The 22,040-nt window shown below is 34.0% G+C and carries 25 protein-coding genes and 1 tRNA gene; 23 read left to right on the top strand and 3 right to left on the bottom strand.

Features of this window, described 5'->3' with window-relative positions; translation table 11 throughout:
* Positions 1–15: 15 nt before the first annotated feature.
* Positions 16–378 carry a hypothetical protein gene (locus tag FLP_RS06385; RefSeq protein ID WP_123921649.1) on the top strand — a complete coding sequence of 121 codons (363 nt, stop codon included), beginning with the start codon at positions 16–18 and terminating at the stop codon, positions 376–378.
* Between the two features lie 72 nt (positions 379–450).
* Positions 451–630 carry a hypothetical protein gene (locus tag FLP_RS06380; RefSeq protein WP_065448681.1) on the top strand — a complete coding sequence of 60 codons (180 nt, stop codon included), beginning with the start codon at positions 451–453 and terminating at the stop codon, positions 628–630.
* A gap of 191 nt (positions 631–821) precedes the next feature.
* Here FLP_RS06380 and FLP_RS06375 read toward each other — a convergent pair whose 3' ends face one another.
* Positions 822–2,183, bottom strand: coding sequence for a hydroxymethylglutaryl-CoA synthase family protein (locus FLP_RS06375; RefSeq protein ID WP_065448680.1), 1,362 nt, complete (start codon positions 2,181–2,183; stop codon positions 822–824).
* 358 nt (positions 2,184–2,541) lie between these two features.
* Here FLP_RS06375 and FLP_RS06370 point away from each other — a divergent pair, with 358 nt between their 5' ends.
* From FLP_RS06370 to FLP_RS06350, 5 genes are all read left to right on the top strand, one after another.
* Positions 2,542–3,213, top strand: coding sequence for a succinate dehydrogenase cytochrome b subunit (locus FLP_RS06370; RefSeq protein ID WP_065448679.1), 672 nt, complete (start codon positions 2,542–2,544; stop codon positions 3,211–3,213).
* A gap of 11 nt (positions 3,214–3,224) precedes the next feature.
* Positions 3,225–5,225, top strand: coding sequence for a fumarate reductase/succinate dehydrogenase flavoprotein subunit (locus FLP_RS06365; RefSeq protein WP_065448678.1), 2,001 nt, complete (start codon positions 3,225–3,227; stop codon positions 5,223–5,225).
* Positions 5,226–5,270: 45 nt separating this feature from the next.
* Positions 5,271–6,017 (top strand): succinate dehydrogenase/fumarate reductase iron-sulfur subunit, encoded by a 747-nt coding sequence (locus FLP_RS06360; protein WP_065448677.1) that lies wholly within the window; start codon positions 5,271–5,273, stop codon positions 6,015–6,017.
* A gap of 115 nt (positions 6,018–6,132) precedes the next feature.
* A complete protein-coding gene (locus FLP_RS06355; RefSeq protein WP_065448799.1) occupies positions 6,133–6,906 on the top strand; it encodes a DeoR/GlpR family DNA-binding transcription regulator in 774 nt (257 codons plus the stop codon).
* A 22-nt stretch (positions 6,907–6,928) separates the two neighbouring features.
* Complete coding sequence (locus FLP_RS06350) at positions 6,929–7,696, top strand: amidohydrolase (RefSeq protein WP_065448676.1); 768 nt, start codon at positions 6,929–6,931, stop codon at positions 7,694–7,696.
* Here FLP_RS06350 and FLP_RS06345 read toward each other — a convergent pair.
* On the bottom strand, positions 7,693–9,381 hold the full coding sequence (locus FLP_RS06345) for an Ig-like domain-containing domain (protein ID WP_065448675.1): 1,689 nt from the start codon (positions 9,379–9,381) through the stop codon (positions 7,693–7,695). The two genes, FLP_RS06350 and FLP_RS06345, sit on opposite strands and share 4 nt — an antisense overlap.
* 172 nt (positions 9,382–9,553) lie before the next feature.
* Here FLP_RS06345 and FLP_RS06340 point away from each other — a divergent pair, with 172 nt between their 5' ends.
* From FLP_RS06340 to FLP_RS06320, 5 genes are all read left to right on the top strand, one after another.
* Complete coding sequence (locus FLP_RS06340; protein ID WP_065448674.1) at positions 9,554–10,558, top strand: hypothetical protein; 1,005 nt, start codon at positions 9,554–9,556, stop codon at positions 10,556–10,558.
* Positions 10,518–12,890, top strand: coding sequence for a hypothetical protein (locus FLP_RS06335; protein WP_065448673.1), 2,373 nt, complete (start codon positions 10,518–10,520; stop codon positions 12,888–12,890). Before FLP_RS06340 ends, FLP_RS06335 begins: the two co-directional genes overlap by 41 nt.
* Before the next feature lie 11 nt (positions 12,891–12,901).
* Positions 12,902–13,306, top strand: coding sequence for a methylmalonyl-CoA epimerase (mce, locus tag FLP_RS06330; protein ID WP_065448672.1), 405 nt, complete (start codon positions 12,902–12,904; stop codon positions 13,304–13,306).
* Positions 13,307–13,452: 146 nt separating this feature from the next.
* Positions 13,453–13,526: transfer RNA gene (locus tag FLP_RS06325), tRNA-Ile, on the top strand.
* Between the two features lie 378 nt (positions 13,527–13,904).
* Entirely contained in the window at positions 13,905–14,162 is a 258-nt protein-coding gene (locus FLP_RS06320) for a hypothetical protein (protein WP_123921648.1), read from the top strand.
* Between the two features lie 32 nt (positions 14,163–14,194).
* On the opposite strand, the gene FLP_RS06315 is transcribed toward FLP_RS06320, so the two are convergent.
* A complete protein-coding gene (locus tag FLP_RS06315) occupies positions 14,195–14,785 on the bottom strand; it encodes a riboflavin synthase (protein WP_065448670.1) in 591 nt (196 codons plus the stop codon).
* Between the two features lie 57 nt (positions 14,786–14,842).
* Here FLP_RS06315 and pdxA point away from each other — a divergent pair, with 57 nt between their 5' ends.
* The 11 genes from pdxA (at position 14,843) to FLP_RS06260 (ending at position 21,945) form a co-directional block, all read left to right on the top strand.
* Complete coding sequence (pdxA, locus tag FLP_RS06310) at positions 14,843–15,892, top strand: 4-hydroxythreonine-4-phosphate dehydrogenase PdxA (protein WP_065448669.1); 1,050 nt, start codon at positions 14,843–14,845, stop codon at positions 15,890–15,892.
* A gap of 106 nt (positions 15,893–15,998) precedes the next feature.
* Positions 15,999–16,550 (top strand): YceD family protein, encoded by a 552-nt coding sequence (locus FLP_RS06305; RefSeq protein WP_065448668.1) that lies wholly within the window; start codon positions 15,999–16,001, stop codon positions 16,548–16,550.
* A 9-nt stretch (positions 16,551–16,559) separates the two neighbouring features.
* On the top strand, positions 16,560–16,754 hold the full coding sequence (gene rpmF / locus FLP_RS06300; protein ID WP_007137315.1) for a 50S ribosomal protein L32: 195 nt from the start codon (positions 16,560–16,562) through the stop codon (positions 16,752–16,754).
* A gap of 173 nt (positions 16,755–16,927) precedes the next feature.
* Positions 16,928–17,926 (top strand): beta-ketoacyl-ACP synthase III, encoded by a 999-nt coding sequence (locus FLP_RS06295; protein WP_065448667.1) that lies wholly within the window; start codon positions 16,928–16,930, stop codon positions 17,924–17,926.
* A gap of 23 nt (positions 17,927–17,949) precedes the next feature.
* The gene (gene accB / locus FLP_RS06290; protein WP_055093857.1) at positions 17,950–18,435 is read left to right on the top strand and encodes an acetyl-CoA carboxylase biotin carboxyl carrier protein; all 486 of its coding nucleotides are present in this window, start codon (positions 17,950–17,952) and stop codon (positions 18,433–18,435) included.
* A 99-nt stretch (positions 18,436–18,534) separates the two neighbouring features.
* Complete coding sequence (gene accC / locus FLP_RS06285; RefSeq protein WP_065448666.1) at positions 18,535–19,884, top strand: acetyl-CoA carboxylase biotin carboxylase subunit; 1,350 nt, start codon at positions 18,535–18,537, stop codon at positions 19,882–19,884.
* Between the two features lie 436 nt (positions 19,885–20,320).
* A complete protein-coding gene (locus FLP_RS06280; RefSeq protein WP_065448665.1) occupies positions 20,321–20,617 on the top strand; it encodes a hypothetical protein in 297 nt (98 codons plus the stop codon).
* A gap of 78 nt (positions 20,618–20,695) precedes the next feature.
* Complete coding sequence (locus tag FLP_RS06275) at positions 20,696–20,992, top strand: hypothetical protein (protein ID WP_065448664.1); 297 nt, start codon at positions 20,696–20,698, stop codon at positions 20,990–20,992.
* A 29-nt stretch (positions 20,993–21,021) separates the two neighbouring features.
* The gene (locus tag FLP_RS06270; protein WP_065448663.1) at positions 21,022–21,312 is read left to right on the top strand and encodes a hypothetical protein; all 291 of its coding nucleotides are present in this window, start codon (positions 21,022–21,024) and stop codon (positions 21,310–21,312) included.
* Positions 21,313–21,338: 26 nt separating this feature from the next.
* On the top strand, positions 21,339–21,632 hold the full coding sequence (locus FLP_RS06265; protein WP_065448662.1) for a PepSY-like domain-containing protein: 294 nt from the start codon (positions 21,339–21,341) through the stop codon (positions 21,630–21,632).
* Between the two features lie 16 nt (positions 21,633–21,648).
* The gene (locus FLP_RS06260; RefSeq protein ID WP_065448661.1) at positions 21,649–21,945 is read left to right on the top strand and encodes a PepSY-like domain-containing protein; all 297 of its coding nucleotides are present in this window, start codon (positions 21,649–21,651) and stop codon (positions 21,943–21,945) included.
* Positions 21,946–22,040: the final 95 nt, after the last annotated feature.

Here is a 22,040-nt window from a genome sequence, read left to right as displayed (position 1 = left end):
GATATTCGAAACAAATTGAATAAACACCTAAAATACCTAATCTATGTCTTTCTCGCTTTTGTGGTGATTGCGAGTGATGGTACTTCGGTTTCTCAATCAAAAGCAGCAGATTATTATCAGTCTTCGTTTGTGATTTCAGGACTTGAATTTAAAAAATCTCGTTTATACATATTCAATCGATCTGTTTTCCTGAAAATTGCATTCTCATTTCCTGTAAATTATCTCGAATTTAAGCAAGTTCGCAGTTTTCAAATTCAGATTATTCAAAAATTACAAAAGCTTCTTCATCAAAATATAAATTCACTTATAAGACAAGCTGTTTTTATAAGCGAAATAATCACTTCAAATAATTTTTATAAAGGTTTATACAGCGCTTAGAAATTTCTGAGCATTTATGCGCTTCAAAGCATAAGATGATACAATAATGTCTAATCATTTATCATTTTTAAAATGTATAAACACAAAAATAAAACACGTTTAGAGCAATCTAAACGCCCAATTCATTGGGTAAAAAGGAAACTACTTTTAATTATTACAGCCTTTATGCTTGGAATGTCAAACGGAATGCATGTTCATGACGAGGCAATTAAGGGAAATCAAACTTATACGGAACAGCATAAGAAGTATTGATTTTTTATTTAACCGCTAAGTGCGCAAAGGCCTACGCAAGGTTCGCAAGGTTTTGACTTTTGTAGACACCAAGCTTTGCGAACCTTGCTTAATTCCTAGCGTACCTTGCGGTTAAATTTTCCGCAAAGCATAAAAAAAACCGAAGTTAAATGCTTCGGTTTTGTGTTATTGGAATTTGGAAATTTGGAACTTTAGTCAATCCATTTATAATATCTAGCCCCAATCAAATTTGGAATCTCTTTTTCAATTCGATCTAAAACCCATTCGTTTTTAGGACTTCGAACACTTTGTTTTTGTTGCTTTTTGTGAAGGCTTTCATAAGTTTCAAAACCAATTTCTGTACTTTCTTCCAGATTTTCAAAAAGTTTTACTTTGGCTAAAGCTAATTGCCATTCCGGTTGAATTGTTCCTTCAAAAACTTTCGATTTCGATCCGCTTCCGTAAGCCAGGAAACCGAATTTTTTTCCGGCAACTTCTTGTTTTGTATCATAATAATGAGCCAAAGTCGATAATAATCCCATGAATATGGATCCTGTATAAAGGTTTCCTATTAAAGATGAAGCCAATTCTGCGGGTTGTAATTTCTCGGTTACAAACTTTCTGTATTCATCAGATTTTCCAACTTCTTTGATTTTATTCTGATAATCTGCCGGCTCGATATTTTCTGAGATAATTTTATCAGAACTGTCTAAAGCATAAATTTCAGACAACATTCTGCGTCCCTGAAAAGAATAGGGAAGATGCATAATAATACTGTTCCAGGAATTGTATAAAGTTTCTGTTGTATTTTTTAATTTCTTAAATGAAAAGTAAGCGTTACGCGTACGATCCATGTAGCATTGGTTCGAATACTGGCCATCAAAAACCGGTTGATCTTTATGAATTTCGATTTCGGCTTCTAAATTATCAAACCACACATCGTTGTTTTTGTTTTGAGTAATCGCTTCTTTTGAGATAGTTCTGTAAGGTTTGAAAAAGTCAAAAACGCCTTTTGTACTTGTTGCCCAATTTTCATCAAAAGCAATGATTCGCGGGTTCGAAGTGATTAGCATTGCCAAAGCTCCGGCACCTTGAGTATATTCTCCGGTAGAATTTAAATCGTACTTGGCAAAATCTGTGGTAACCACAATTGCTTTCTTATTTGGATTTAATTTTACAAAATCAATACAGTTTTGCAAGGCATCAACACCTCCAATGCAGGCAAAAGTAAAATCGACTACATCACATTCTGCTAATGTATCTTCTCCAAATTTTTGCTCCATTAAACTAATTAAGAAAGAACTTATTGGTTTCGAGCTGTCTATGCCACTTTCGGTTCCAACATAGATTCGGCTAATTTCGTTTAAGTTTATTTTGTTGTCAATAATAAGTTTTGTCAAAGCGTTGGCTCCAAAAACCACAGCGTCCTGATGAACGTCCGGCAAAGTCATTTTTAATAATCCCAGGCCCTTTTCTAATTTTTCGGGTTCAATATTTCTGGCAACTGCCAAAGTTTTTATGGGTAAATGTATGTTGGCTACATCAAAAGAGATAGCGTCAATTCCTGTTTTCATTATATTTTTTTTGAAGCCGATAAAGGTAAAATTATGTTGCGGAATGACAATTTTTAAACCTTATAAAATTTAGGTAAGGAGTAACTTTTGATGAAAACAAATTAAAAGTTTACTTAAAATAATAATATGATAAACTTTTATCAACGAATATGCTTGTTTTTATCCTGAAAATATGGTTTAAAAGCATTTTTATTGATTTTTATAATGAAATAATTTGGGATACAACATTGTTTATACGTAAAAATACGTATTACTTAGTCTATTTTAAAATCATTATAAATAACAGCGAAATGGTTGTAGTTCTTTGTTAATTGAGTTATTTTTGTGTAATTTTTTAAAACAAACTACTTAAACAATTATGGCACAATCTGCACAGTTGAATGCTTCCATCTTAAAGAAAGTGGCTATGGCCCTTTCGGGAATATTCTTAATCACGTTTTTAGCGCTGCATGTTTCCTTAAATTTTATTTCTATTATTAGTGAAAATGTTTTTAACGAAGCATCTCACTTTATGGGATACAATCCGCTGATTCAATATGTAATGCAACCAGTTTTGGCAATCGGAGTAATCTTCCATTTCGTTATGGGATTTGTATTGACTGCTCAAAACACAGCTGCAAGACCAATTTCGTATGCAAAATACAACGGAGCTGCAAATGCTTCATGGAGTTCTAGAAATATGATTATTTCTGGATTGGTTATTTTGGCTTTCTTAGGATTGCATTTTTATGATTTCTGGTTTCCAGAGGTTAACTACAAATATATTGCAGGTGCTACGCCAGATGCTACAAGGTATTATGGAGAATTAGTTCATAAATTTCATGACCCAATCCGCACAGGAATATATTGTATATCTTTTGTTTTATTAGGTTTTCACCTGTGGCACGGATTCGGTTCATCGCTTCAGTCAATGGGGATGCACAATAAATATTCAAGATTTTTAAGTAAAGTGGGTTACGGTTTTGCAGTTGTAGTACCAGCCGCTTTCGTAATTATCGCATTATTTCATCATTTCAATCAACATAATTAATATCAATTATAATGGCATTAGATTCAAAAATTCCACATGGCCCAATATCGGACAAATGGACAGATTATAAAGATCATATTAATTTAGTAAACCCTGCAAATAAACGTAATTTAGATATTATTATCGTTGGTACAGGTTTGGCTGGAGGTTCAGCTGCGGCTACTTTGGCTGAGCAGGGATATAACGTAAAAGCTTTCTGCTTTCAAGATTCACCACGTCGTGCGCACTCTATTGCAGCACAAGGGGGAATCAATGCAGCAAAAAATTATAAAGGTGATGGTGACTCGGTTTACAGATTATTTTATGATACTGTAAAAGGGGGTGACTACCGTGCTCGTGAAGCAAACGTTCACCGTTTGGCTGAAGTTTCGGCAAATATTATCGACCAGTGTGTGGCTCAAGGAGTGCCATTGGCTCGTGAATATGGCGGACTTTTAGATAACCGTTCTTTTGGAGGAACTTTGGTTTCCCGTACTTTTTATGCACAAGGACAAACCGGACAACAATTATTGCTAGGAGCTTATTCTGCAATGAACCGTCAGATTGGTCGTGGAAAAATAAAAATGTACAACCGTCACGAAATGCTTGACATCGTAATTGTGAACGGAAAAGCAAGAGGTATTATCGCTCGTAACTTAATCACTGGAGAAATAGAAAGACATTCTGCTCACGCGGTAGTAGTTGGTTCTGGAGGATACGGAAACGTATTTTTCTTGTCAACAAACGCTATGGGAAGTAACGCAACAGCAGCTTGGAAAATTCATAAAAAAGGAGCATTTTTTGCAAATCCTTGTTACACACAAATTCACCCAACTTGTATTCCGGTTTCTGGAGATCACCAGTCAAAACTGACTTTGATGTCTGAATCGTTACGTAATGACGGACGTATTTGGGTTCCTGCAAAATTAGAAGATGCAAAAGCAATCCGTGAAGGAAAGAAAAAAGCAACTGATTTATCTGAAGCGGAGAGAGATTATTTCTTAGAAAGAAGATATCCTGCTTTTGGTAACTTAGTACCTCGTGACGTAGCGTCTCGTGCTGCAAAAGAAAGATGTGATGCTGGTTTTGGTGTTAATAAAACAGGAGAAGCAGTTTACCTGGACTTTGCTGCAGCGATCAAACGTTACGGAACTGAAGAAGCTTTTGTAAAAGGTTTAGATGCTAATGATGCTGCTTTGGTAACAAAATTAGGAGCTGAAATCGTGAAAAGTAAATACGGAAACTTATTCCAGATGTATTACAAAATCGTTGACGAAGATCCGTATACAACACCAATGATGATTTACCCAGCGGTTCACTACACAATGGGGGGAACTTGGGTTGATTATAATTTAATGACTACAATTCCGGGATGTTTCTCAATTGGAGAATCTAACTTCTCTGATCACGGAGCAAACAGACTTGGAGCTTCTGCTTTAATGCAAGGTTTAGCTGATGGATATTTCGTATTACCTTATACTATTGGAGATTATTTAGCTCCGGATATTAAAATGGGAGAAATTTCTACAGATTTACCGGAATTCTTAGCAGCAGAAAAAGAAGTAAAAGATCAAATCGACAGATTTATCAATAATAACGGAACTCATTCTGTAGATTATTTCCACAAGAAATTAGGGAAAATTATGTGGGATAAAGTTGGTATGGCTCGTAATGCTAAAGGTTTAGCTGAAGCTATCGAAGAAATTGCCGCTTTACGTGAAGAGTTTTATAAAGATGTAAAAGTTCCTGGAAGCGCTAACGAATTTAATCAGGAATTAGAGAAAGCGACTCGTGTTGCCGATTTCTTAGAGTTAGGAGAATTGTTCGCGAAAGATGCATTACACCGTAATGAGTCTTGTGGAGGTCACTTCCGTGAAGAATACCAAACAGAAGAAGGAGAAGCACTTCGTGATGACGAAAACTTTGCATATGTTGCAGCCTGGGAATACAAAGGAAAACCAAGTGATGCCGTATTACACAAAGAACCTCTGGTTTACGAAAACATTAAATTAGTTCAAAGAAGCTACAAATAGTATTTAAGAAAGTTCAGACTTCTTGATACTTAAAACTTATACAAAATGAAACTTACATTAAAAATATGGCGTCAGAAAAACGCCCAGGATAAAGGGGGAATTGTTGATTACCCAATCGACGGAATCGAACCAGATATGTCTTTCCTTGAAATGCTTGATGTTCTTAACGAGCAATTGATCAATAAAGGAGAAGAGCCAGTAGCATTTGACCACGATTGTCGTGAAGGAATCTGCGGAATGTGTTCTTTGTTCATCAACGGAGAAGCGCACGGACCAGACAGAGGAGTAACAACTTGTCAGTTGCACATGCGTATGTTTAAAGATGGTGATACGATTTTTATTGAGCCATTTAGAGCAAAAGCTTTCCCTGTAATTAAAGATTTAGTTGTTGACAGAAGTTCTTTTGACAGAATTCAACATGCTGGAGGATTTGTCTCGGTAAATACTTCGGGAAATACAATCGATGCAAATACAATTCCGATTAACAAACACGATGCAGATAAATCATTTGATGCTGCTGCTTGTATTGGTTGTGGAGCTTGTGTTGCAACTTGTAAAAACTCATCAGCAATGTTGTTCGTTTCTGCGAAAGTATCTCAATATGCATTATTACCTCAAGGTAAAGTAGAAGCGGTTGATCGTGTATTAAACATGGTACACCAAATGGATTTAGAAGGATTTGGTAACTGTACTAATACCGGAGCTTGTGAAGTAGAATGTCCAAAAGGAATTTCTCTTGAAAATATCGCGCGTATGAACCGTGAGTATTTAGCAGCAAGCTTAAAAGGATAATCTGAATTATATTTAGTTTTAATAATAAAAACGCATCTGCTATGGCAGATGCGTTTTTTGTTTTGCAATAATATTGCATTAAATGCTTAAATTTACTCCAATAAAATTAATCCTAATGAATGATAGTGAATTAGTAAATTATACTAAGGAAGAGCGTAAAAAACATATCCTAAAAGAAATTAACCTCCATACCCGTGTAAGTTTTGAAACGCTTTCGGCTAAGTTAGGTGTTTCAGAAGATACCGTTAGACGCGATATTAATGAACTTGAATCAGAATCATTATTGATTAAGGTAAAGGGTGGTGCTATGACAAAAGGGTATCATTATACATCGTCAAATCAAACATATGAAATCGAGTCAAAGCAAATCATTGCTCAGAAAACAGTGAATTTGCTACATGATGGTATGGTATTGTTGCTTGATGGGGGAACTACGATTAGGGAGTTTATTCGATTAATTCCGAATGATTTAAATCTTACTATTTTTACAATTACTGTTGTTACAGCGGTGCAGCTTCTGGATAAACCTAATATAAAAGTCATCATGATTGGGGGTAGCGTGTCGTCTTACAGCCAAATGTGTGTGAGTGGAGAGGTATATCATCAATTGGCAAATATTAAGGCAGATTTATTGATTTTAGGAACAAATGCTTTAGATGTAGACGGTGGGTATTCTGATTCAGATTGGGAAACCGTACAAGTAAAAAAAGCGATGATTCAGGCCTCAAAAAAAACAGCAATTATAACAATTACCGAAAAACTCAATACAGTGCTAAAAATGAAAATTGCAAGTTTATCTGATGTTGATTATATCGTTACCGAAGTTGATTCGGAAAACGAAAAGTTAAAGGCTTATAAGGCAGCTTTTCCAGATTTAGTTCTTATTTAGCTTTAAGCCAAAAAAATATAAAATGAAAATCGCACTTATACAATCAGATCTTTATTGGGAAGATGTTTTTAAAAACAGAAAAAGCTTTGAATCGAAGATAAATCAGATCGATTCCAGCGTTAATTTGGTGGTTCTTCCTGAGATGTTTTCAACAGGATTTACTATGAATGCTCCCGAAGTTGCTGAAACTATGCAGGGTGAAACCGTACTTTGGCTTCAATCTTTGGCAAAACAAAAAAACTTCGCCATTACGGGAAGTTTGATTATTCTTGAGAATGAAAAGTATTATAACAGAATGCTGTTTGTTTTTCCGTCAGGCAAAATTGAGTATTATGACAAGCGACATTTGTTTTCGCTTGCAGGAGAAGATCAATTTTACACCAGCGGAAAAGAAAAAGTAATTGTAGAGTATCTGGATTGGAAGATCTGCCTACAGGTTTGTTACGACTTAAGGTTTCCGGTTTTTGCCCGAAATGTCGAAAATTATGACCTGCTTTTATATGTGGCCAATTGGCCTAAAGTGAGAACGAATGCTTGGGATACTTTACTAAAAGCAAGAGCAATCGAAAATTTAAGTTATGTCGCAGGCGTAAATAGAGTAGGTCTGGATGCCAACAATTATGAACATGTTGGGCATTCGCAAGTCATTGATTTTTTAGGAAATTTTATTCTGGAACCACAAGAAACCGAGTCTGTTTTTATCGTTGAATTAGATAAAAAAGCCATGATAGAAACGCGAAAAAAACTCGATTTCTTAAATGATAAAGATATTTTTGAGATTAAAATCTAGAACGCTGTTCTTTTTTTGGCGTCTTCTTTTTTCTTCTTGTCGAGTTGTTTTTTCTCGACTTCAGGATTATATGGTATGCTTAAATCGATTGTTTCGTCTACATCCCAATTGGTTCTTACATCAACTTCTTTTTGGTAATAAAACACTTCCTCAGCATAGGTCTTGTTTAGGAAACTTCCAGCGTCATACCTTTTGTTTTTATTATCATCGTAGGTTATTCGCAGCGTAAAGGATTCAGGCTGCAGTAAGTCAAAAGTGATTTTTGTATTTCCTTCAGAATACGCACTTGCGAGTACAACATCTCCTTTTTTATTCGTAATCTCAACAATTATAGGAAAACGTTTTACATTTCGTAAGTTCAAAACAAGATTTCCGTAATCTGCGTGTTCTTTTGTAGTTAATTTAAAAGCAAGCGTGTCGTTTGTTTTCTCATAAAAATCAGTCAGTGCACCTGGGAAAAATGTCATATTGTATTTGTCGACCGGTTCTTTTTTAAAGTCGACATATAGTTTTTGGTCGAATTCGTCATATTCCGTAGTAAAGTCTACAGCCACGGAATCTTTGTTGACTAAGGTCATCTTTGATTTGTCAAATTTAACCAATGGTGTTGCTGATTCTAAGGTAAAACGGTCTCTGAAATTTATAACTCCGTTTTGTACGGCTGTAATATTTAAGGTGTCTTTTTTCAGGTCTTTTACTTTAAATGAAAAACGTTTATTATAGGTGTCCCTGCTAACTTCCATAGACAAAGAATCTGCTTTTAGTGGTTTGTACCAAACTTGTAGAGAATCCTTTTTAGGAAAGGCAGTTACAATCGTTTCCAAAACTTCATTATTGTGTTTCAGTACAATTTTAGGTTTAGACTCCTTAAAGTTTTGTTTTCCTTCATAAGGCAGATACAATCTGTTTCCGGATGCCTGAATAGGTTTAAACGTTTTTAGCGGAAGCACTTCTTTAAATAATTCTAACTCAAATACAGTGTCATTTGGTACCGTTATATAATGTTTCAGGAATCCAATTTTATCATCTTTTGGATTGTATCTGTTGTTTCCGCCTTTGTCCTTTAGTGCTACCAACAGATATTTTCCTGCCTTTAAATTTTCTAATTTAAAAGTTCTCAAACTGTCTAAAGTGTTGGTAATGTATCGGGGGCTTTGTTTGTAAATTACAGAATCTTTAAAAGTATCATTCACTTCATAAAGCATTACAGATACAAAATTATCTACATTTTTTTCGTACGCATCTTTAATTTGTCCGCTAATAGAAAGCGAATCAATATAAGATCCTGTCGAAAAAATGTACTTAAACTGATTGATGGCATTTCCTTCATTATTGTCTGCAATACTTTGCCCAAAGTTAAAGCTATACGTTGTATTAGGCTGTAAAGTATCTTTTATCTTTATCGTAATAACTTTGCTTGCAGTTGTTGGCAGAATCAACGGCTCATGTTTCATAGGAGGCGAAATAATAAGCTGTTTGTTCAGGTTTTTAAGCTTTACATATTCATCAAATCCTAAAATAATTTCGTCTCCTTCAAAATTAGTACTCATGTTCTTTGGAGAACTATATTTTAAAACCGGAGCAAGCGTGTCTTTTAATCCGCCGGTAATGCTGCCTCGTTTGGCGCAGCTCAACATTAAAAATACCAGTAAAAAGGAAATATATCTGAAGTTGTTTTTCAACATAATGTTTTCTGAATTTGATTGCACAAAATAACGATTATATTTGCTTTAATTGAAATTTTTTATCCATTTATTAGGATTTGTAGCTTTCGTCAAGGGTTAATTTTTTTAAATTTGAAATTACCGCCACGATATAATTTCTTACTTTTGATTTTAAATATAATTTTTCCCCGTTTTGACAAAAAGATTTTTCGTTGGTGTATTGTTTTTTTTACTGATTTCTTGTGGTAAAAATGAAAAGCCAGTCGTAGCTTTTTATTATTGGAAAACCATCTTTAAATTATCGGAGACCGAGAAAAAAGTCCTGCAGGATAATGAAGTCAGTAAGCTTTATATTCGCTATTTCGACATAGGTTTCTATCCGGAAACCAAAGAACCAATCCCTATAAGTCCCATTCGTTTTCAGGAAAATAGTAATGCTTTTAATGTAGTTCCGGTAGTTTTTATTCAAAATAAGGTCATGTCTTTGCCTCATCTTGATATTGATGATTTGGCTCAGAAAACCGTTCGGTTGGTCGAAGAAATTAATGCTAAGAATGAAATTTCTTGTCAGGAAATTCAAATCGATTGCGATTGGACATTAAAAAGCAAAGATAATTATCTTAAATTTATAGAACAATTTAAAAAACTTTCGAAGAAAAAACTTTCGGCAACAATTCGTTTGCATCAGGTGAAGTATTTTAAAAAGACTAAAATTCCAAATGTCGATTCAGGAGTTTTAATGTATTATAACATGGGGACAATTGCGCCGGATTCGTTAAATTCGATTTACAGCAAAAAAATCGCCGGGAAATACTTAACTAGCCTGAAAAAATATCCACTGCATCTCGATTTTGCTTTGCCCATATATTCCTGGGCAGTTCATATCCGGAATCAAAAAGTAATTGGATTGCGTTCGAAAATCAATGCGAAAGAACTTAAAAAAGATGCTAATTTTGAACCGCTTGACGGTCTCTTTTTTAAGGTGAAAAAATCAAATTATAAAAATGGAACTTATTATGAAGAAAATGATTTGCTTAAAATAGAAGCCATATCTTCAGAAGATTTAAAAGAAATGGCAGAAGAATTAGATGATAATTTAGTTCAGCGCCCAAAGGAAATTATATTTTACGATTTAGACGAATTCAATATTAAAAACTATGAAAAGAATATTTTTAAACAAGTTATTTCTTGTTTCTAGTGCTGCTTTACTTTCTGTTTACGGAATAATTCATGCGTGTGGAGGCGGAGATGACTGGGATTTCTTTGGTTATAATTCTAACTTTACGCCTGAAACATTTACTGACAAATCATATTCGCCGCTTTTTTTGTCCGGCGATGTTTTCTACGGAATTGGTTTTGATACGCAACACAATTCAAGATTCAATGACGATATAAAATCGGATTGGAGTACGTTTTTGAAAGGAAAAATAGATACGACAACCGTAAATTATTTTTTAATTGGGGAGGAAACGCCAAGATATTCTTCTGAGAAAAAAACGGCTCAAAATAAAACAGATATTACGCAGCTTCATGTTTTCTTTAAAAATAAAAAAGAAAATCAGACTTCATTAAAATGGGGTAAAAAGATTGATTTGAAAGATGCAAAAGTGAAGAGTTTTATCGAGTTTTTGTATTTGGCACAAAAAATAGAAACAGTTTCGATAAACAATGATTATTGGAGTTATGATCCCGTTGTGGCAAAAACTTTTGATGATTTAAAAATGATTCAGTCTATAGAGAATGTTTACAATACAACCTCAGATTCATTTCTAAAAAACAGATATTGGTTTCTTGCCATGAAAGCTTATTTTTACAGCAGCAACAAGAAAAAAGCAATTGAGTTTTTTAATAAAACCGAAGCTTCTGTAGCGAAAAATACGTTGTATTACCGCGCCCTTTCTTACGTGGCGGGAATAAACTATCAGCAGAAAAAGTATTCGACTTCAAATTATTTGTATGCGCAGGTATTTGATAAATGTCCTGAATTGCGTGTGGTGACAGCTTATAGCTTTCGTCCGCAAAACGATGCCGACTGGAACAAGTCTTTGGCAATGGCAAAAAACAATAAAGAAAAAGCAGCACTTTGGGCCATTCATGGTTATTATAAAGATGAAGCTCAGGCCATCGGAAAAATTTACGAATTAGATCCCAAAAGTGAACATCTAAACTATTTGTTAACCAGATTGGTGAACAACCAGGAGCAAGCAATAAATAATTCATTTGAGGTAAAAACAAATGCTGACGATTATAATTCGCCAACGGTTAAACAAACAGTTACTGAAAACAGAGAAGCAAATAAAGCTAAAATGAATGCAAAAGCGTTTGATTTAGTTTCTAAAATTGCTGCTGCAGGAAATACCGAAAAACCTTATTTATGGGATATTTCATTAGGATATTTGCAAACTTTAAAAGGTGATTATGCCGCCGCCGATACTAATTTGAATAAAGCGGAGAAAACAATGCCAAAAACCGAATTGGCCAATTACCAACTGCGATTACTTCGTTTTGTAAATAACATGAGTAAAATCGATAAACTCACCGATAAAAACGAAAAAACAATCCTGGCCGATTTGAATTGGTTGTATCAGGAACTTCCAAAAACGTACAAGGGTCAGGAATTCCGTTATCAAAATGCGGCGCAATGGAGCAAGAATTATTTGGCTACGTTATACAAAGCAAAAGCAAATCCTGTAATGGAGGAGTTATTTGGCGGCGATTCTCATTCGAATTTGTATTACTGGGGTGCAGGGAATGCTTTTTATGATAACGAGAAGAATTTATTAGATATGAAAGGATTTTTGGCTAAGCCAAATAAAACTGAGATCGAGAAAATTGGGGTTGGAATTTACTATCTCAAATTAAAAGATATTAATAATTTTCAGGCAGTTCAGGCCACATTCAACAATAAAATTCCTGAAGCGATTGCGTTTATTCAGCAAACAGATTCAGTTCAGCACTATACTTTCTTAGGAAATCCGTTTAACGGGAATATTAAAGATTGTCATGATTGTGATCACACAGCTTATCAAAAAAAGAAATATTCTCAACTTGAATTTTTGAATACCATAAAAGCCATGCAGGATAAACTGGCACAAAAAGAAGATGTCTATACGAATAGTTTATTGCTTGGGAATGCATTCTATAATATAACCCATTTCGGGAACGGCAGAACTTTCTATGAAACCAGTATTGTAGGTTACGGTTCAAATCCGTATTCGTTTAGGGATTCAATGAAAAAAATGATTACCAATTGTGATGTTCCTAAAATGTATTATCAAAAAGCATTTGAAGCTGCAACAACAAAAGAGCAAAAGGCAAAATGCATCTATATGTTGGCAAAATGCGAACGAAACGAATATTATAATAATAAGTACAATGATCTGAAAAATTGGTGGGAAGCGAATGATGATAAAATTAATTTTATAGCATGGAGTGGTTTTAAAACTTTGAAAAAAGAGTATTCAGACACAAAATACTATCAGGATGTAATTGCAGAATGCGGTTATTTTAATACTTATGTAAATCAGTAAATCTATTTAAGATGGTAAATAAGATTGAGCATATCGGAATCGCGGTAAAAAACATGCAAGATGCTACTATTTTGTTCGAAAAATTATTAGGCGTTCCGTCCTATAAAGAAGAAGCGGTGGAGAGTGAAGGAGTCTTAACGTCTTTTTTTCAAACAGGAACCAATAAAATTGAACTTTTGATGGCAACAAATCCGGAAAGTCCAATTGCTAAGTTTTTAGAAAAAAAAGGAGAAGGGATTCATCATATCGCTTTTGATGTCGAAGATATCTATTCTGAAATTAGTCGTTTAAAAAATGAAGGTTTTGTATTGATAAACGAAGTTCCAAAAAAAGGCGCCGACAATAAATTGGTAGTTTTTTTGCATCCAAAAAACACAAATGGGGTTTTAGTAGAGCTTTGCCAGGAAATTAGATAAAAAAATATTTTTTAAGAATCTGAAATAATCGATTGAAAATCAATTGTGTTTTAAAAAGACTGACTATTATTTAAAATTAATTACAAATCATATCCCAAAATATTTGGAGTGAATTAAAAATAGTAGTAATATTGCATCCTCAAACCGGTCCTATAGCTCAGCTGGTTAGAGCACCTGACTCATAATCAGGTGGTCCCTGGTTCGAGCCCAGGTGGGACCACATAAAAATGCCTTTACAGAAATGTAAAGGCATTTTTTTTTGGAGTTTTTTAATGATTTTTTTGTCTGAAAAATCTTTAATATCATGGCTGTTAATTGATTAGCTGTTGTTTGGTGGTGAAATGTATTAATGTTGACGTTTTAAATTGTAAAATAATACATAAATAATTAAAAGATATTTTGTTTTTTTTTGGGTCTATTCCTACGTTAAAAAGTAATTTTTACTTTTTTGGTCGTTTTTTGCTTTAAATCTTGTTTTTTTACAAAAAACATATACTTTTGTCAAATATTTGCGTCTAAGCCCCTGTTTTTGTGCGAATTATATTAAATTTTAATAAATTTAACAATCTACCTTGCTGTAATGCAGCATGTTAAAATTATGAAGGGAATAAGAATAGTTTTTTTGTTGTTTTTTGTTGTTTTGGTTTCGATATCAAGTGTTAAAGCAGAAGTTCATCCTCCGAGTCCGGAAAATGCGACAAGTGCATTAGAGGATGATGAGTGTGAAGATTGTCTTCCAGTACCGGGTAAGATTTATTTGCCAATTGATGAAAATATTTTTCTCTTGTTAATTGCGGGTCTGATTTTAGGTACTACTATTGTATATAAAAATAAAATAAAAAAAGCTTCAATATAAATTGAAGCTTTTTTTATGAATGATTTCTCTATTTATTTGTTTACTGAATAAAGTCTTGAGATATATTTTCCAACTACATCAAATTCCAGATTTATTTTTGTGCCAACTTTGAAGTTTTTAAAATTGGTGTTTTCGTAAGTATACGGAATGATCGAAACACTAAATTCGTTTGTTTTAGAGTTTACAACCGTAAGGCTTACTCCGTTTACTGTTATAGAACCTTTCTCGATAGTTATATTACTGAGGTTTTTGTCGTATTCAAAAGTATAATTCCAGCTTCCGTTTGCTTCTTCGATTTTAATGCACGTTCCTGTTTGGTCAACATGACCTTGTACAATATGTCCGTCAAGGCGGTCGCCCAATTTCATTCCTCTTTCCAGATTTACAATATCGCCAACCTTCCAGTCGCCAATATTTGTTTTTGAAATCGTTTCTTCAATAGCAGTTACCGTATAAAAGGAGTCATTTATCGCGACAACCGTCAGGCATATTCCGTTATGCGAAACGCTTTGATCTATTTTTAATTCATTTGTAATCGAAGCTTCTACTGTTACGTGAAGATTGCTTTGCTCTTTTTTTATTTCGTGAATCCTTCCAAGGGTTTCTATAATTCCTGTAAACATTGTTGTTTTATTTTACTAAATTTGCACATCAAAATTAGTAATAAATAACCTGAGCTCATGAATAAAAAAGCAGAAAATATAATTGTTGGAATTTCAATTGGAGATTTAAACGGTATTGGAAGCGAAGTTATACTTAAAACATTCGAAGATTCTCGCATGTTAGAAATGTGTACGCCGGTTATTTTTGCCAATGCTAAAATACTTTCTTTTGTAAAAAAGAGCTTTACTTCTACAGTTCAGTTTCATGGCGTTGATAAACTCGATCAGGTTGTGGTTGGAAAAGTAAACGTATTTAATCTTTGGAAAGAAGGAGTAGATATCAATTTAGGGACAAACGATGAGAAAATTGGCGAGTATGCTATAAAATCATTTGTTGCGGCGACTAAGGCTTTAAAAGAAGGTTTGATTGATGTATTGGTTACAGCGCCCATCAATAAGTATAATATTCAGTCAGAAGATTTTAAATTTCCGGGACATACCGATTATTTAGATCAGGAATTAGAAGGAAATGCATTGATGATGATGGTTCAGGATAATTTGAGAGTGGGTTTATTGACAGATCATGTTCCTTTAAGTGAAGTTTCTTCGCATTTAACGGAAGAATTAATTACAAGAAAAATTGAAACCGTCAGAAAATCTTTGATTCAGGATTTTAGTATTGTAAGGCCAAAAATTGCTGTTTTAGGATTGAATCCGCATGCGGGTGATGGCGGAGTAATAGGAAAAGAAGATGATTTGGTTTTAAAACCTGCTTTAAAGAAAATATTTGATGCCGGAACGATGGTTTTTGGACCATTTTCTGCCGATGGTTTTTTTGGAAGCGGTCAATATGAAAAATATGATGCTATTGTAGCAACGTATCATGACCAGGGATTGATACCTTTTAAAACATTATCTTTTGGGAAAGGAGTAAATTACACAGCAGGATTAAATAAGATCAGAACATCGCCGGATCATGGTACAGCATACGATATTGCTGGAAAAGACATGGCAGATTATAATTCATTTAAAGAGGCGGTTTATCTTGCAATAGATATTTTTCACTCGAGAAATCAGTACGAAGAGATTACTCAAAAACCTCTTAAAATAAAAGAAAAACAGTTATAAACAAAAAAAGGTGAATAAGATTATTAGTTTTATAATAATTTTATATCTTTGCACCCCAATTCAGGTATCTGATTTTTAGATACGAGTTGGCGAAATTGATGTTGAAATGAGCAAAACAAAAGAATTTTTAATTCCTTTCATAGGGTTAAAGCTAGGAAAACACCATTTTGAGTATCAAATAAGTAACACGTTCTTTGCGAACTTTGATTACGACGAATTTCAAAGTTCAGATATCAAAGTAGGTTTAGTTTTAGATAAGAAAAGCAACATGTTAGAGTTGGAATTCAAACACAAAGGAACTGTAAATGTGCCTTGTGATCTAACAGGCGAAGATTTCGATCTTCCTATAAAGGGAAAAATGAAATTAATTGTTCGTTTTGGAGATGAATTCAATAATGATAACGAAGAGTTGTTGATCTTGCCGCACGGAGAACATGAAATAGATGTTGCGCAATACATTTATGAAATGATTGCCCTTTCGGTGCCGCTAAAACGAGTTCATCCAGGAGTAAAAGACGGAAGTTTACAAACCGAAGCCTTGAAAAAACTAAATGAACTGACAGTAAACAAAGTCAAAGAACAAAAAGAAGAGAGTAAACAAGAAGAAGATATTGACCCGCGTTGGGACAAATTAAAGAAACTATTAACGGATAAATAATATAGTAAAATGGCACATCCTAAGAGAAAAATCTCGAAAACAAGAAGAGATAAGAGAAGAACACATTATAAAGCTACTGTAGCTCAAATCGCTACATGTCCTATTACTGGAGAAGCACATTTATACCACAGAGCTTACTGGCATGAAGGTAAAATGTATTACAGAGGGCAAGTTGTTATCGATAAATCTGTAGCGGTTGCTTAATACGTTTTTGTAAATGATACTAGAACTCTCACATAGTGAGAGTTTTTTTTGTTGGTTATAATTTTCTTTTTTTAAGAAAATGCATACAAATTCATTTCGTTTTTTTTTGTAATTTTCAAGTCTTTTAAAAATTTTTCAGGTACGTAGTATTTGAAACGAAATAATAGAATATAATGAATACAATCACAGCCGCAATTACCGCTGTTGGAGCTTATGTTCCTGACTTCGTTCTTTCGAACAAAGTATTAGAAACAATGGTCGATACCAATGACGAATGGATTACTACTCGTACTGGAATTAAAGAAAGAAGGATTCTTAAAGATGCTGATAAAGGAACGTCGTTTCTTGCCATAAAAGCAGCACAAGATTTAATTGCGAAAGCAAATATTGATCCTTTAGAGATTGATATGATTATAATGGCAACAGCTACTGCCGATATGCCAGTAGCCTCTACAGGAGTTTATGTTGCAACAGAAATTGGAGCTACCAATGCATTTGCATACGATTTGCAGGCAGCGTGTTCAAGTTTCTTATACGGAATGTCAACTGCTGCAGCTTATGTGCAGTCAGGGCGATACAAAAAAGTACTGTTAATTGGTGCCGATAAAATGTCATCAATTGTAGATTATACAGACAGAGCAACTTGTATTATTTTTGGAGATGGAGCGGGAGCTGTTCTTTTTGAACCAAATTATGAAGGCTTAGGCTTGCAAGATGAATACTTACGAAGCGATGGTGTAGGACGCGATTTTCTTAAAATTCCTGCCGGTGGTTCTCTAATACCAACTACTTTAGAAACCGTTCAAAACAATCAACACAATATTATTCAGGACGGAAAAACCGTTTTTAAATATGCTGTAACGAATATGGCTGATGCAAGTGAGTTGATTTTGAAAAGAAACAATTTAACTAACGAAGATGTTAATTGGTTAGTGCCGCATCAGGCAAACAAACGTATTATAGATGCTACTGCAAGCAGAATGAATCTTGAAGAATCAAAAGTATTAATGAATATCGAAAGATATGGTAATACAACTTCAGCAACGTTGCCGTTGGTATTAAGCGATTTTGAGCACCAGTTCAAAAAAGGAGATAATATTATTTTTGCCGCTTTTGGTGGTGGATTCACTTGGGGATCTATTTACCTAAAATGGGCTTACGATAAGAAATAAATTAAAACTAAAAACAAATCATTATGGATTTAAAAGAAATTCAAAACCTAATCAAATTTGTAGCAAATTCGGGAGTTGCAGAGGTAAAGTTAGAAATGGATGATGTAAAAATCACGATTAGAACAACTTTAGAAGGAAATGTAACTGAAACTACTTATGTACAACAATTGCCTGCTCAGGCTGCCTTGCCACAAGCAGTTGCTCCTCAACAAGCTCCAGCTGTTGTAAACGTAACTAGCGAAGCATCTGTTCCGGCAGAAGATTCTAAATTCATTACTATTAAATCTCCAATTATTGGAACTTTCTATAGAAAACCATCTCCGGACAAACCAGTATTTACTGAAGTTGGAAGTACTATTTCTAAAGGTGATGTTCTTTGTGTAATTGAAGCAATGAAATTATTTAACGAAATCGAATCAGAAGTTTCAGGTAAAATTGTAAAAATTCTTGTTGACGATATGTCTCCTGTAGAATTTGACCAACCTTTGTTCTTAGTTGATCCATCTTAATTTTAGATCGTTAGATTTTTAGATTTTTAGACTTTCTTAAAAGTGCTTAAAATCTAATTATCCAATTATCTAATTATCTAATTATCTAATTTTAAAAAGATGTTTAAAAAAATATTAATTGCGAATAGAGGAGAAATTGCACTTCGTGTAATTCGTACATGTAAGGAAATGGGAATCAAAACTGTAGCAGTTTACTCTACAGCCGATGCAGAAAGTCTACATGTTAAGTTTGCTGACGAAGCGGTTTGTATTGGTCCTCCTCCAAGTAACTTATCGTATTTGAAAATGTCAAATATTATTGCTGCTGCAGAAATTACAAATGCAGACGCAATACATCCAGGTTATGGTTTTCTTTCTGAGAATGCTAAATTCTCTAAAATTTGTCAGGAACACGGAATCAAATTTATTGGTGCCGCTCCTGAAATGATTGACAGAATGGGAGATAAAGCTTCTGCAAAAGCTACAATGAAAGCAGCAGGGGTTCCATGTGTACCAGGTTCTGAAGGATTATTAGAATCTTTCGAACAAACACAAAAATTAGCTAAAGAATTTGGTTACCCTGTAATGCTTAAAGCAACAGCAGGTGGTGGTGGAAAAGGAATGCGTGCGGTTTGGAAAGAAGATGAATTATTGAAAGCTTGGGAAAGTGCACGTCAGGAAGCTGCTGCTGCATTTGGAAATGACGGAATGTACATGGAGAAACTTATTGAAGAACCACGTCATATCGAAATTCAGGTTGTTGGAGATTCTTACGGAAAAGCATGTCACCTTTCTGAAAGAGATTGTTCTGTACAACGTCGTCACCAAAAATTGACTGAAGAAACGCCTTCACCTTTCATGACTGATGAATTACGTACTGCAATGGGAGAAGCTGCTGTAAAAGCTGCTGAATTTATTAAATACGAAGGAGCTGGTACTGTAGAATTTTTGGTTGACAAACACAGAAATTTCTATTTCATGGAAATGAATACTCGTATTCAGGTAGAGCACCCAATTACAGAACAAGTAATTGATTACGATTTAATTCGTGAGCAAATTATGGTTGCTGCCGGAATTCCAATTTCAGGTAGAAACTATTTGCCGGAATTACACGCTATCGAATGTCGTATTAATGCTGAAGATCCTTATAATGATTTCCGTCCTTCACCAGGAAAAATCACTACACTTCATATGCCGGGAGGTCACGGAGTCCGTTTAGATACTCACGTTTACTCTGGCTATACAATTCCACCAAATTACGATTCGATGATTGCTAAGTTAATTACAACGGCACAATCTCGTGAAGAAGCAATCAGCAAAATGCGAAGAGCTTTGGATGAATTCGTTATCGAAGGAGTTAAAACTACAATACCTTTCCATAGACAATTAATGGATGATCCTAGATATATTGCAGGAGATTATACAACTGCATTTATGGATACATTTAAAATGAAACCTATAGAAGAATAATATAAAGGCTGTCAATTTTTGGCAGCCTTTTTTGTTTTATAATAGTGCTAAACCCGATAGATTTCATGCTATCGGGTTTTGTTGTTTAATTGGCCTGCATTAAACAGTATGTTGTGTTTGTTATTCCGTTAGGAATATTTCGTTGGTAGAAAATAATTACAAAGGAATCATGATCCAGATGTTTTTTTGTTTTGCAAGATCTAAGTTTAGCAGTTTCCTCATTGAAATTCTCTAAGTAAACACTATTTGTGTATACTTTTTACACAACATTTAAGAGAATTACACACTTATTCACAATTCATAATTTTGGCACATGTGGCTTAAACCCTTTAAAAATAAGAGATTAAGCAGTTAGGGAGGTAACGTTTGCGTTGCGGCACAATATTTTCATTATCTAAAGCGTAAACAACTATTAAATAATTAAAATATATACATTATGAAAAATCTATTTTTATCAGCCGCAATTGTTTTAGGAAGTTTAACTTCATTCGCTTCAACTACTCCTATTACAAATACTATCGTAAAAACGATTTCTATTGAAGACGAATATACAGAAATCAAATTAGAAGAACTGCCAGCTCCAATTGCTGAGTCTTTGAAAAAAGCTTATCCGGATGCTGTAATTACTAAAGCATATAAAAACGAAAAATCAGAATATAAATTAGACGTTACCGTTGGTGACAAAGTAGGGAATCTTTTTGCTAATGCAGACGGAACCTGGATTAAAAAATAATCACGCTAAACTAGATTCTCATGCAGATTCGAATTAGCAATACTAAAATAAAATTAACAATATTAAAATATAACTATTATGAAAAATCTATTTTTATCAGCCGCAATCGTTTTGGGAGGTTTAACATCATTTGCTTCAACTTCGCCAATAACAAATACAATCGTAAAAACAATTTCAATTCAGGACGAATACACTGAAATTAAATTAGAAGAAGTACCAGTTGCAATTACAGATGCTCTTAAAAAAGCGTATCCGGATGCAGTACTTTCAAAAGCATACAAAAATGCTAAATCAGAGTATAAACTAGATGTTACAGTAGGTGACAAAGTAGGTTCACTTTTTGCTAACGCAGATGGATCTTGGATTAAAAAATAATTAAAAAGTAACCGTAAAAAACTATCACTATGAAAAAGTTAATCTTATCGGCAGCTATCCTATTAGGAGGGTTGTCAATGCAAGCAGGGAATGTAGCCGTGACAAGTTCAATGGTTCAATCAGTAAACATTCAGGACGAATATAAAGAAGTTGATGCCGTACCGGCAGCTATTAAAACAGCGTTAGACGAGGCTTATCCAGGTGTAAAATTGGACAAAGCTTATGTAAACGAGAAAAAAGAGTATAAAATAGAAATCACTGTAAGAGGTGAAAAGTCTACTGTTTATACAGATGCTACTGGTAAAATTATTAAAAAATAATTAAGTAACCCATAAAAACTATTATTATGAAAAAGTTAATCTTATCAGCAGCAATCATTTTAGGAAGTTTGTCAATTCAGGCAGCTAATCCTGTAACAACTTCAATGACTCAGTCAGTGACAGTTCAGGATGAATTTACTGAAATTGGTACAGATGCTGTTCCGGCAGCTGTAAAATCAACTGTAGAAAAATCTTTTCCGAATACAAAACTTGAAAAAGCTTATAAAAACGAAAAGAATGAGTACAAGTTGGAAATTTCAAGTGGTGACAAAAAGTATACTGTATTTACAGATGCTTCAGGAAACATCATTAAAAAATAATTAAGAAGAGAGCAACATGAAAAAGTTAATCTTATCAGCAGTAATAGTTTTAGGCAGTTTATCTCTTTACGCAAGTAATCAGGTAACGCCGGAACAAACTAAGACGGTTGTTACTGCTCAGGCAGAATATACAGAAGTGAGTACAGATGCTGTACCTCCTGCTATAAAAACCGCACTGCAAACTGCTTATCCGGGAGCAAAACTGGACAAAGCATTTGTAAATGAAAAAAAAGAGTATAAACTCGAAATATCGGTTGGTGACCAAAAGGCTACTGTTTTTTCAGATGTCAATGGCAACTGGTTGAAGATATAAATTAGGTGAATTTAGATTTATGTTTTTGGTGAAAAAGAGATTGCAGTATGCAATCTCTTTTTTTTTGCATAATTTTGTGAAAAGACAATTTTAAT

Origin of the sequence: Flavobacterium piscis, assembly GCF_001686925.1 — a bacterium.
Taxonomy (GTDB): domain Bacteria; phylum Bacteroidota; class Bacteroidia; order Flavobacteriales; family Flavobacteriaceae; genus Flavobacterium; species Flavobacterium piscis.
Note: the sequence above shows the minus strand (reverse complement) of the source record. Positions and strands in the feature narration are given on the sequence as shown.

Excerpts from the sequence above, each read along its gene's own strand:
- FLP_RS06360 (WP_065448677.1), top strand. The coding sequence starts at position 5,271 with ATGAAACTTACATTAAAAATATGGCGTCAGAAAAACGCCCAGGATAAA.
- FLP_RS06335 (WP_065448673.1), top strand. The coding sequence starts at position 10,518 with ATGAAAAGAATATTTTTAAACAAGTTATTTCTTGTTTCTAGTGCTGCT.
- FLP_RS06305 (WP_065448668.1), top strand. The coding sequence starts at position 15,999 with ATGAGCAAAACAAAAGAATTTTTAATTCCTTTCATAGGGTTAAAGCTA.
- FLP_RS06295 (WP_065448667.1), top strand. The coding sequence starts at position 16,928 with ATGAATACAATCACAGCCGCAATTACCGCTGTTGGAGCTTATGTTCCT.
- accB (WP_055093857.1), top strand. The coding sequence starts at position 17,950 with ATGGATTTAAAAGAAATTCAAAACCTAATCAAATTTGTAGCAAATTCG.
- FLP_RS06370 (WP_065448679.1), top strand. The coding sequence starts at position 2,542 with ATGGCACAATCTGCACAGTTGAATGCTTCCATCTTAAAGAAAGTGGCT.
- FLP_RS06355 (WP_065448799.1), top strand. The coding sequence starts at position 6,133 with ATGAATGATAGTGAATTAGTAAATTATACTAAGGAAGAGCGTAAAAAA.
- FLP_RS06375 (WP_065448680.1), bottom strand. The coding sequence starts at position 2,183 with ATGAAAACAGGAATTGACGCTATCTCTTTTGATGTAGCCAACATACAT.
- FLP_RS06275 (WP_065448664.1), top strand. The coding sequence starts at position 20,696 with ATGAAAAATCTATTTTTATCAGCCGCAATCGTTTTGGGAGGTTTAACA.
- FLP_RS06280 (WP_065448665.1), top strand. The coding sequence starts at position 20,321 with ATGAAAAATCTATTTTTATCAGCCGCAATTGTTTTAGGAAGTTTAACT.
- FLP_RS06270 (WP_065448663.1), top strand. The coding sequence starts at position 21,022 with ATGAAAAAGTTAATCTTATCGGCAGCTATCCTATTAGGAGGGTTGTCA.
- FLP_RS06345 (WP_065448675.1), bottom strand. The coding sequence starts at position 9,381 with ATGTTGAAAAACAACTTCAGATATATTTCCTTTTTACTGGTATTTTTA.
- FLP_RS06365 (WP_065448678.1), top strand. The coding sequence starts at position 3,225 with ATGGCATTAGATTCAAAAATTCCACATGGCCCAATATCGGACAAATGG.
- accC (WP_065448666.1), top strand. The coding sequence starts at position 18,535 with ATGTTTAAAAAAATATTAATTGCGAATAGAGGAGAAATTGCACTTCGT.
- FLP_RS06260 (WP_065448661.1), top strand. The coding sequence starts at position 21,649 with ATGAAAAAGTTAATCTTATCAGCAGTAATAGTTTTAGGCAGTTTATCT.
- mce (WP_065448672.1), top strand. The coding sequence starts at position 12,902 with ATGGTAAATAAGATTGAGCATATCGGAATCGCGGTAAAAAACATGCAA.
- FLP_RS06350 (WP_065448676.1), top strand. The coding sequence starts at position 6,929 with ATGAAAATCGCACTTATACAATCAGATCTTTATTGGGAAGATGTTTTT.
- pdxA (WP_065448669.1), top strand. The coding sequence starts at position 14,843 with ATGAATAAAAAAGCAGAAAATATAATTGTTGGAATTTCAATTGGAGAT.
- rpmF (WP_007137315.1), top strand. The coding sequence starts at position 16,560 with ATGGCACATCCTAAGAGAAAAATCTCGAAAACAAGAAGAGATAAGAGA.
- FLP_RS06265 (WP_065448662.1), top strand. The coding sequence starts at position 21,339 with ATGAAAAAGTTAATCTTATCAGCAGCAATCATTTTAGGAAGTTTGTCA.
- FLP_RS06320 (WP_123921648.1), top strand. The coding sequence starts at position 13,905 with ATGAAGGGAATAAGAATAGTTTTTTTGTTGTTTTTTGTTGTTTTGGTT.
- FLP_RS06380 (WP_065448681.1), top strand. The coding sequence starts at position 451 with ATGTATAAACACAAAAATAAAACACGTTTAGAGCAATCTAAACGCCCA.
- FLP_RS06315 (WP_065448670.1), bottom strand. The coding sequence starts at position 14,785 with ATGTTTACAGGAATTATAGAAACCCTTGGAAGGATTCACGAAATAAAA.